Here is an 8,545-nt window from a genome sequence, read left to right on the forward strand (position 1 = left end):
ACCGAGCGGTCACCTCGTCGGCACAGCCCGACGATCTCGGCCTTGAACTCCGGCGTGAACGAACGACGAGGGCGGCGAGGCTTCTTCTTCCCCATGCTCTCCATGATGGACATCCTCCCGGGGCTGAACCCCAGATCTCGAATGTCCGTCAAAGCGGATCAAGCCCACTTCGGCTGCAGCGGACGAAGTGTCGTGGCGGCCGCATCCCGGATGGGCATCACGGGCTTTGAGGCCAGGACCGGTTTCTTAGCGCGCTGGATGATGGCCGATCCGCTGACTTGTGGCGCAGGGTGTCGCACAAGCCGGGGTTGGCTCGGTGCCCCGGCGTCCGCTGCCGAACCTGGGTCGCCCTGGTGGCCGTGGAGGGCGAGACCCCCTGCCCGCAGGGGTCCGGACAAGGGGGCTCCGAGCGGCGCTGCGTGTCCGCGTGCCACCGTGCCGGTGCGCGGGCGATGAATACCTCTTGTGCGGTACTGGTGCGCCCGGCGCCTTCAGTGGTGAGTCCGCGTTGGGGCTCTCAGCAGGTGTGGTGGAGGGTGGCGATGGCGTTGTGGCTGTGGATGCTTTCGAGGTTTTTCGCAGTGACGGTGTGGGTGAGTGCTTTGTCGCGGCAGGTGAGGCTGATGTCGCGGATGAGGTCTTCGACGAAGACGGGGTAGTCGTAGGCCTGCATGGTGATGACGCGTTCGTCGGGCCGTTTGACCAGCGGGATGACAGGGGCGGAGCCGGTGGCGCGCAGCAGGCCGACGATCTCGTGGACGGGCAGGGGGTAGGGGGCGTCCGCGGTCCCGGTGATCTCCAGGGTGATTTCGCTGCGCTGGTTGTGGGCGCCGTAATCGGAGATGGCTTTGGAGCAGGGGCACAGGCTGGTGACATGCGTGGTCACCGCGGTGGCGACCGTACAGTCGGAGGTGGTGATGCGGCCGGTGACGGTGACGTCGTGGGTTTGCCAGGACTCTTGCCGGCTGGCAGGCGCGGTCACCGAGGTGGCGATGGGCAGCGACAGGGTCAGGGCGAGGGAGGGTGCGTCGAGCAGGGTGAGGCCTCGTTTGAGGGCGAGGGGCAGTTCCTGCGGGGTGAGCGTGGCGACTTCCTCGTGCACGAGGGCGATCATGCGGCTCATGTGGGTGCCGCGCCGGTCGGCTTGCAAACCGACGGTGACGCTGATGTCGGCGATGCCCTGCTGTCGGGTGTGGCCGTCGTCGAAGGTGAGGGGATAGCGCAGGCCGCTGATGCCTACTTCGTCGATGGCGATGCCTCGGCGGTCTGGTTCGTTCTGGATATCGTGCATGCCTTACGCGCCTCGGTAGGTGCAGCCGGAGGTGCAGGTTTCCCGCACGGTGATCGCGGACAGTGCGGGAAGCTCGTCGATCAGCCGGTCCCAGATCCAGCGGGCCAGGTTCTCGCTGGTGGGGTTGTCCAGTCCTTCGATGTCGTTCAGGTAGTAGTGGTCGAGTTGTGCGTCGATGGGCTTGAAGGCGCGTTTGACGTCGCCGAAGTCCATGACCCAGCCCAGTTCTGCGTCGACGGGGGCTTTGACGTGCACGATCACCTTGTAGGAGTGGCCGTGCAGGCGCGCGCATTTGTGGCCCTCCGGTACACGCGGGAGGCGGTGCGCAGCTTCGAAGGTGAACTCGCGAAAGATTTCCATTACTGAATTCCCAGATACTTGTGCGTCTGGAGGGAGAGTGTCCAGCGCGGGTTCTTCATGCAGTACTCGACCGTGGCACGGGTGTGGGCTTCGCGGTGGGTGTCGTCCAGTGGTTGCAGCCGGAAGTGGTGGAAGTCCAGGTCTTCGAACTGGGCGGGGTCGCCGCCGGCCTGCGGGTAGACCAGTTTCAGTTCGTCGCCCTGGGTGAGGACCAGGGTGGAGCCGATCTTGGGGCTGACGCACAGCCAGTCGATTCCCCGGGGGGCCGGGCGGGTGCCGTTGGTCTCCACCGCGATTTCGAAGCCACGCTCGTGCAGTGCGTCGATGGCTTCCTCGTCCAACTGCAGCAGGGGCTCTCCGCCGGTGCACACCACGAACCGATGGGCAGGGTCGGTGCTGGGCCAGGCGGCCTCGACGGCGGCGGCCAGGTCCTGCGGGGTGCGGAAGCGGCCGCCGCCCTCGCCGTCGGTGCCGACGAAGTCGGTGTCGCAGAACTGACAGATGGCGCGGGCACGGTCCTGCTCCCGACCCGTCCACAAGTTGCAGCGGGAAAAGCGGCAGAAGACCGCCGGGCGCCCTGCGTGGCTGCCCTCGCCCTGCAGGGTGTAGAAGATTTCCTTGATCAGGTAGGTCATACTCAGGCGCTCTGGTATCGGACGGGGTCCTTCACGCCGGCTTCGGCGAAGCCCTTCAGGCGCAGCAGGCAGGTGTCGCACTGGCCGCAGGCCCGGCCCTGCTCGTCGGGGTCGTAGCAGGAGGAGGTGAGGGAATAGTCCACGCCCAGGCGCAGGCCCTCGCGGACGATGTCGGCCTTAGATAGTGCGATCAAGGGGGAGTGCAGGGTCATCTTGGAAGTTCCTTCCGCCCCGGCCCGGGTGGCCAGGTTGGCCATGGTGGCGAAGGCCTCCATGTACTCGGGGCGGCAGTCGGGGTAGCCGCTGTAGTCCACGGCTGTTACTCCGGTAAAGATGTCGCTCGCGCCGACAGTCTCGGCGAACGCGAGTGCGAAGGACAAGAAGATGGTGTTACGGGCCGGCACATACGTGATCGGTACCCCATCCTCCTCGACGTCCTCCAGCGCCTCGTGCTTGGGTACCTCGATGTCCGACGTCAGAGCCGAGCCGCCGAAGACACGAAGATCGATGTCAGCAATGACGTGCCGGGCCACGCCCTGGACCTGCGCCACACGCTGGGCCGACTCCAACTCGATGCTGTGCCGCTGGCCGTAGCGGAAGCTGAGCGCGTAGGGAGTGAATCCCTGGTCCTTGGCGATGGCCAGCACCGTGGTCGAGTCCAGGCCGCCGCTCAGCAACACGATCGCGGGACGGTCCATGCTGTCACTCCCTTATCTGCAGTCCAGTTTCCTCAACCGAGGCAGATGCAGCCTACCCCCCTAACTACCGGCTACAGTAATCACAACAACACGCGAGTTACGGAAGCCAGGGGTCGAGTCGCAGTGAACGAGTTGCCCATCGTGGTCACGTGCACGGACCGAAAGACCTCACCGCCCACCCCGGCGCTGCAGGCGCGCACCCTGCCTGCCGGCGATCTGCTGCAGCGAGCCGCAGAATGGGCGCGCCGCCTACAGGGGGCCGATAACCGGCCGACGGCATTGCAGGACCTCTACCAAGGGGATCAGTGGAAGCGAGCCCTCGCTCTCACCGATGCAGCAACCCGCGCGGGCTTCGCCCCCCGCCTCTACGCGGCCTCGGCCGGCCTGGGCCTGCGGCCAGTCTCCAGCCTTGCGCCGTCGTATGCCGCGACTTTCCTGCCACGACATGCAGATTCCGTGACTTCCTCCAGTCACGAGGCATCCCTGTGGTGGGAATGTCTGCAGCAGCTGGACGGGGCCCATGATCTGTCCCATGTCGCGACCGTCGCCGGACGGGTCCTGGTGGTGGTGTCGGGGACCTATGCCCACGCCATGCAGCACGACCTGCGCCGCCTTGCCGCCACCGGCGCCGAGACGGTACTGATCGGGGGCGCCTGCGAGGTGGAGGGGATACTGCGGGTTCCGGCCAACGCAGACCTACGCCAAGCCCTCGGCGGGACCCTTACCAGCCTGAACACCCGCACGGCAGCCTCGTGGCTCGAGCATTGCACACCGGGCCGCCTCATCAGCCCACAGGCACAGGCCAGTTGGGGTGCCTGGGCTGCGCAGGCCGCCCGTCCCGAAAGTTACGCCCGCACCCCCGTGCCGGACGGGACGGTGATCGCTTTCATCAAGGAGATGAAGAGCATCTACCCCGACTCGTCCCGTACCCGTCTGCTGCGTCTGTTCAGAGACAAGGGGATGGCCTGCGAACAGAAGCGCTTCGCAGACCTGTACACGTCAACGATTGGCCGCTGATGACTTCCACCGTGCTTAAGCGCCGGGCCCTGCGCATCGAGCAGCACCCCACGATCCCTTTGTATGTGTTCACACTGGCGGCCGAAGAGGTCCACCAGGTTGCCGACGTCGCACGGATCTCCCGGGACGAGGCCGGCAAGCTCATCGGCTACCAGCGCCCCGAGAAGAAGCAGCACGTCAAGCAGATCCTGGAATACCTCGATGGCGACGAGGTCCTCTTTCCCAATGGACTGATCCTCGCCCTGCCCTCCGATGTGCGCTTCAAGTCCAGCCCCGGCCCCGGCAGCAGCGACGGCCTGTGCACCTCCGGGACCCTGGAGATCCCGCTGCCGGATTCCCCCGACGCCCCCCGGCCAGCCTGGATCGTCGACGGCCAGCAGCGCAGCCTCGCCCTGGCCCGCACCCGCAACACCCGCCTGGCCGTGACCATCGCCGGATTCGTTGCCGAAGACCTCGAGACCCAGCGAGACCAGTTCCTGCGCGTGAACACAGTCTCCCCACTGCCGACCAACCTTGTCACCGAACTGCTCCCCGAAGTCGGCACGCTTCTGCCGACCAAACTCTCCGCCCGAAAACTTCCCTCGGTCCTGGTCGAAGCCCTCAACCATGACAAGGACTCGCCCTTCTGCGGACTGGTGCGCCGCCCCTCCACCACCGTGGAGCAAAAAGCGGAGGCCGTCGTCACCGACAACAGCCTGACCACAGCCATCCAGGAAGCCCTTAATTCCCCATCCGGCGCTTTCTTTCCCTACAAAAACCTCTCCAACGGCACCGTTGACACCGCCACCATCCGGCAGATCCTCGTCATCTACTGGAGCGCCGTTCGCGACACCTTCCCCGAAGCCTGGGCCTTGCCCGCCACCAGGAGCCGACTGATGCACGGAGTGGGCATCCGATCCATGGGGCGCCTCATGGACCGCGTGATGATGACCATCCCTCCCACCTCCCCTCACGCGCTCGAGCAGGCACGCGCCGAACTCGCCCTGATCGCACCGCACTGCCGCTGGACCGAGGGGCGCTGGCCGGACCTCAACATCCCCTGGAACGAACTCCAGAACAATCCGCGCCACATCTCAACCCTCTCGAACTACCTCCTCCGTACCTATGTGCAGGAAAAGGCAAAAGTCGCGTGAAATTCTATTTCCCTGACAGCCAGGACCTGGTGAGCCCCACTTACGACTTCGTCAACGACGAGTACTCGCCCTACCGAGTCCGCCAACGCGACGATGTCTACGCACACCAGGCCGTGACGCCGATCCCCTACGACGGGATCCTCGTCAGCAAGGCGGTCGTCGACGGATCCGTGAAGGGATCAGGAAAGTATTCCTCCCCGCAGCGTGAGCGTTTCTATCGCTTGGGCATCAGGAGCTTTTTTCGCCTCCCTGCAACCTGCCTCACCATTGGTGACTGCGGCGCCTTTAACTACATCGATGAAGAACGCCCTCCCTACGAGGTGGATGAAGTTCTCGATTTCTACGGACGCTGCGGATTCGATGCAGGAATCAGCATTGACCACATCATCTTCGGATACATTCCCGAAGAGTCTGACACGCTTCCCGAGGATTCCTGGATCGCCCGGCAGCAAATCTCACTAGACCTCGCAGAAGAATTTATCACTGCCACAAAAAAGACTGGTGCCCGCTTTGAACCAGTTGGGGCGGCGCAGGGATGGGGTCCCCAAAGCTATGCGCATAGCGTGAAACAATTGCAGGAAATGGGATACCAGCGGATCGCCCTGGGCGGCATGGTTCCCCTCAAATCCCACGAAATCCTTTCCTGCCTACGCGCGATCGACGACATCCGCTCCCCGGAAACGCAACTGCATCTCCTCGGCATCAACCGAGTCGACAGCATGGAACAGTTCGCCCGCCACGGTGTCACCAGTTTCGACAGCACCTCCGTCTTCCGCCAGGCCTTCATGGACGACCGGAACAACTACCACACAGCCACCGAATCCTACACGGCCATCAGAGTCCCCCAAGTTGACGGAAACCCCGCTCTTAAACGGCTCATCCTCTCCGGAAACGTGTCGCAGGCCGAAGCCATCATCGCCGAACGGGCATGCCTACGCGCCCTACGGGAATTCGACGCCAAGGAAATCTCCAAAGAAGAGGTCCTGACTGTCCTTGCGGTTTACGAATCCCTCGTGCTCGGGCCTAAAAAGAAGAGCTATCTAGAAATCTATAAGCGTACTCTGAATGACGCCCCCTGGCGCACTTGCCCCTGTGCGCTATGCAAGAAGCACGGTATCGAGATCATGATATTCCGGGGGAGCGAGCGCAACAAGCGCCGCGGATTCCACAATCTAACCGTGCTTGAAGCAAAAATGCGAAAACTTACCTTCGGGTAAAATACTTCCTTGTTACTCTTTTGAACCATTGTCAGGAGATGCGATGGCCGACCGCTACGAACTCAGGCTCCCTGCACTTGAAGTGCGCCAGGGCGACAGGAAAATCTACTGCTTCGCTGTCGACGGAAAGAAGATCCACAGCTTCGCCGCCGTCTCCCGCGTCCGGCGCGACAACGAAAGTGCCCTGCAGGGCTACCAGCGGCCCGAGGTTCTCAGCCACATCCGGGGCATCCGCCGCTACCTCGAGTCCGACAACGCGATGCTCCCCAACGCCCTGGTCCTGGCCTTCGACGACTCGGTCACGTTCGAGACCACAGCCCGCCGAAGCACTGGCGTCGAATACTCCATCCCGGGTGAGCTGATCATCTCCGTCGATGAATCCCTTCCCGACGAAGAAAAGCCCGCCCTGATCGTGGACGGTCAGCAGCGCAGCGCCGCCATCCGCGACGCCGACCTCGCCGAATTCCCCGTCGCCGCGGTCGGCTTCATCGCTGACAACAGCGAAGACCAGCGCTCCCAGTTCATCCTGGTCAACTCCACCAAACCGCTGCCCAAGGGCCTCATCCACGAGCTTCTGCCGGAAACAAGCGGCCACCTCCCGCCTGCCTACGCCCGCAAGCGCCTGCCGGCGCAGCTGATGACCCGCCTCAACACCGACGGCCAGGGCCCCTTCTACGGCCGCATCGCCAGCCCCACCTCACCACACGGCAACATCAAAGACACCGCAGTGCTGCGCATGCTGGAACACAGCCTCTTCGAAGGCGCCCTCTACCAGTACCGCAACCCCGAAGACGGCTCCGGCGACGTCGACCTCATGCTCAAGCACCTGCGCTCCTACTGGACCATCGTCAAGGAAACCTTCAGCGACGCCTGGAAACTCCCGCCCCGCCAGTCCCGCCTCACCCACGGAGCCGGCATCCAGGCTATGGGCTTCGTCATGGACACCCTCACCGACGGCATGACGGCCGACGATGTCGACTGCGACACCGTCCGCAACGCCATCCTCGGCCTGATGCCCATCACCGCCTGGACCTCGGGCATGTGGCGCTTCCCCGACGGCGAACAACGCCGCTGGAACGGCCTGCAAAACACCCCCAACGACATCCGCCTGCTCACCGGCCTCCTGGTCCGCGCAGGGCGAGACTGATTCCCGTTCACCGTGTCCGCACAGGACACGGTGAACGTCCCTGACGCAACGTGTCGGACCCTGCCGGACAGGGCGCGCCTATCACGCGCATGGCGCCGGGCCGTCTGTAGGCAAGCCCTCGGTAGATCCCGGCAAGAGCAGCCCCAAGACACCGGTGCCAGCCAACTGCCTGGTGCGCCCTCGTGCCTGTCCGGCGGAGCAGTTCAGATCCGGTCCTCAGCCCCGGCGTGCATCCGGGCCGCCCGCAGGAGCAGGATCGCCGCGACCCACTGGTGGTGCGGATCGTCCTCGGCCAGGAGTCCGCACAGCGACCCCTGCGGTCGGCCCACGGAGGGCAGAGCCGCGGTCGCCTGCCTGACCGCTTCCGCTGACGGATCGCCCAGGAGCGGCCGTACGTCGTCGACGCGCACCGCCTCCAGCGCCCGTAGGCCCGCCGCCGCGCACCCAGGGGGCCTGGTGCACGAGCATCGTCCGGATCAGAGGATCGTCCGGATCGGTACGCGTCCTTGCGAACCCCGCACTAGCCGAGGCCCACCACGGCGGGCCGGGTGGCGGGGTTGGCGCACAGGGCGCGGTACAGCGGTGCCGGATCTGTGCCGCCTTGCCGCAATACTCACCGGGCACACGCCTGTACCACGGCGGACCGGTCGGCGAGGTACGGCTTGGCGTCGGAGTACCGCCCGGTGCGGCGCAGCGCGGTCGCCCCCGCCGGCCTGACCCGTGGCTGTGAGCAACGGCACCACGACCTCGGTGAACTTGTCGAAGGCGCCTTCACAAAGGGCGGCCACGGCCGCTTGGGCACATAAGTCCCGCACTCCTGCGCTCACGGGAGACCTTCGCGGAGGACCTCTTCAGCACACTGCTGGACGAGTTGGGCTTTCCTCAAGCCGTCCACCCTTCACCGGAGCCATGAGAAGCGGTTCCCGTCGTGTATGCGGTTCGGGTAAACCGCACATCTCTGACGTCTGGTGAGATACCTCGTCAACTGACAGAAATGGCAGTTTGGTGCATGTGTGTCAGTCCGAGGAGATGTGTTCGTTCGGTGGC

At 64.7% G+C, this 8,545-nt stretch carries 9 protein-coding genes; 4 read left to right on the plus strand and 5 right to left on the minus strand.

Annotated features, from left to right (window positions below; genetic code table 11):
* Positions 1-517: 517 nt before the first annotated feature.
* Genes ABZ441_RS32475 through queC form a run of 4 tightly spaced genes read right to left on the minus strand, consistent with a single transcriptional unit; the run spans position 518 to position 2,984 of the window.
* Entirely contained in the window at positions 518-1,291 is a 774-nt protein-coding gene (locus ABZ441_RS32475; protein ID WP_358980822.1) for a GTP cyclohydrolase, FolE2/MptA family, read from the minus strand.
* A 3-nt stretch (positions 1,292-1,294) separates the two neighbouring features.
* On the minus strand, positions 1,295-1,651 hold the full coding sequence (gene queD, locus ABZ441_RS32480; RefSeq protein WP_358980824.1) for a 6-carboxytetrahydropterin synthase QueD: 357 nt from the start codon (positions 1,649-1,651) through the stop codon (positions 1,295-1,297).
* The gene (queE, locus tag ABZ441_RS32485) at positions 1,651-2,286 is read right to left on the minus strand and encodes a 7-carboxy-7-deazaguanine synthase (protein ID WP_358980826.1); all 636 of its coding nucleotides are present in this window, start codon (positions 2,284-2,286) and stop codon (positions 1,651-1,653) included. The genes queD and queE overlap by 1 nt, the downstream gene beginning before the upstream one ends.
* A 2-nt stretch (positions 2,287-2,288) precedes the next feature.
* The gene (queC, locus tag ABZ441_RS32490; protein WP_358980828.1) at positions 2,289-2,984 is read right to left on the minus strand and encodes a 7-cyano-7-deazaguanine synthase QueC; all 696 of its coding nucleotides are present in this window, start codon (positions 2,982-2,984) and stop codon (positions 2,289-2,291) included.
* Between the two features lie 123 nt (positions 2,985-3,107).
* Between queC and ABZ441_RS32495 the strand changes: the two genes are divergently transcribed.
* The 4 genes from ABZ441_RS32495 to dbpB (ABZ441_RS32510) are packed head-to-tail and all read left to right on the plus strand — an operon-like array spanning position 3,108 to position 7,498.
* A complete protein-coding gene (locus ABZ441_RS32495; RefSeq protein ID WP_358980830.1) occupies positions 3,108-4,001 on the plus strand; it encodes a hypothetical protein in 894 nt (297 codons plus the stop codon).
* Positions 4,001-5,134, plus strand: a complete 1,134-nt coding sequence (gene dbpB / locus ABZ441_RS32500; protein WP_358980832.1) for a DGQHR domain-containing protein DpdB — start codon at positions 4,001-4,003, stop codon at positions 5,132-5,134. Before ABZ441_RS32495 ends, dbpB (ABZ441_RS32500) begins: the two co-directional genes overlap by 1 nt.
* Positions 5,131-6,351, plus strand: a complete 1,221-nt coding sequence (gene dpdA, locus ABZ441_RS32505) for a tRNA-guanine transglycosylase DpdA (protein WP_358980834.1) — start codon at positions 5,131-5,133, stop codon at positions 6,349-6,351. Before dbpB (ABZ441_RS32500) ends, dpdA begins: the two co-directional genes overlap by 4 nt.
* A gap of 43 nt (positions 6,352-6,394) precedes the next feature.
* Positions 6,395-7,498, plus strand: a complete 1,104-nt coding sequence (gene dbpB / locus ABZ441_RS32510) for a DGQHR domain-containing protein DpdB (RefSeq protein ID WP_358980836.1) — start codon at positions 6,395-6,397, stop codon at positions 7,496-7,498.
* A 203-nt stretch (positions 7,499-7,701) separates the two neighbouring features.
* Here the strand turns inward: dbpB (ABZ441_RS32510) and ABZ441_RS32515 are convergent, their stop codons facing one another.
* Positions 7,702-7,908, minus strand: a complete 207-nt coding sequence (locus tag ABZ441_RS32515) for a hypothetical protein (protein WP_358980838.1) — start codon at positions 7,906-7,908, stop codon at positions 7,702-7,704.
* Between the last annotated feature and the right edge of the window lie 637 nt (positions 7,909-8,545).

It is taken from the genome of Streptomyces sp. NPDC005752, assembly GCF_040630715.1.
Classification (GTDB): Bacteria; Actinomycetota; Actinomycetes; order Streptomycetales; family Streptomycetaceae; genus Streptomyces.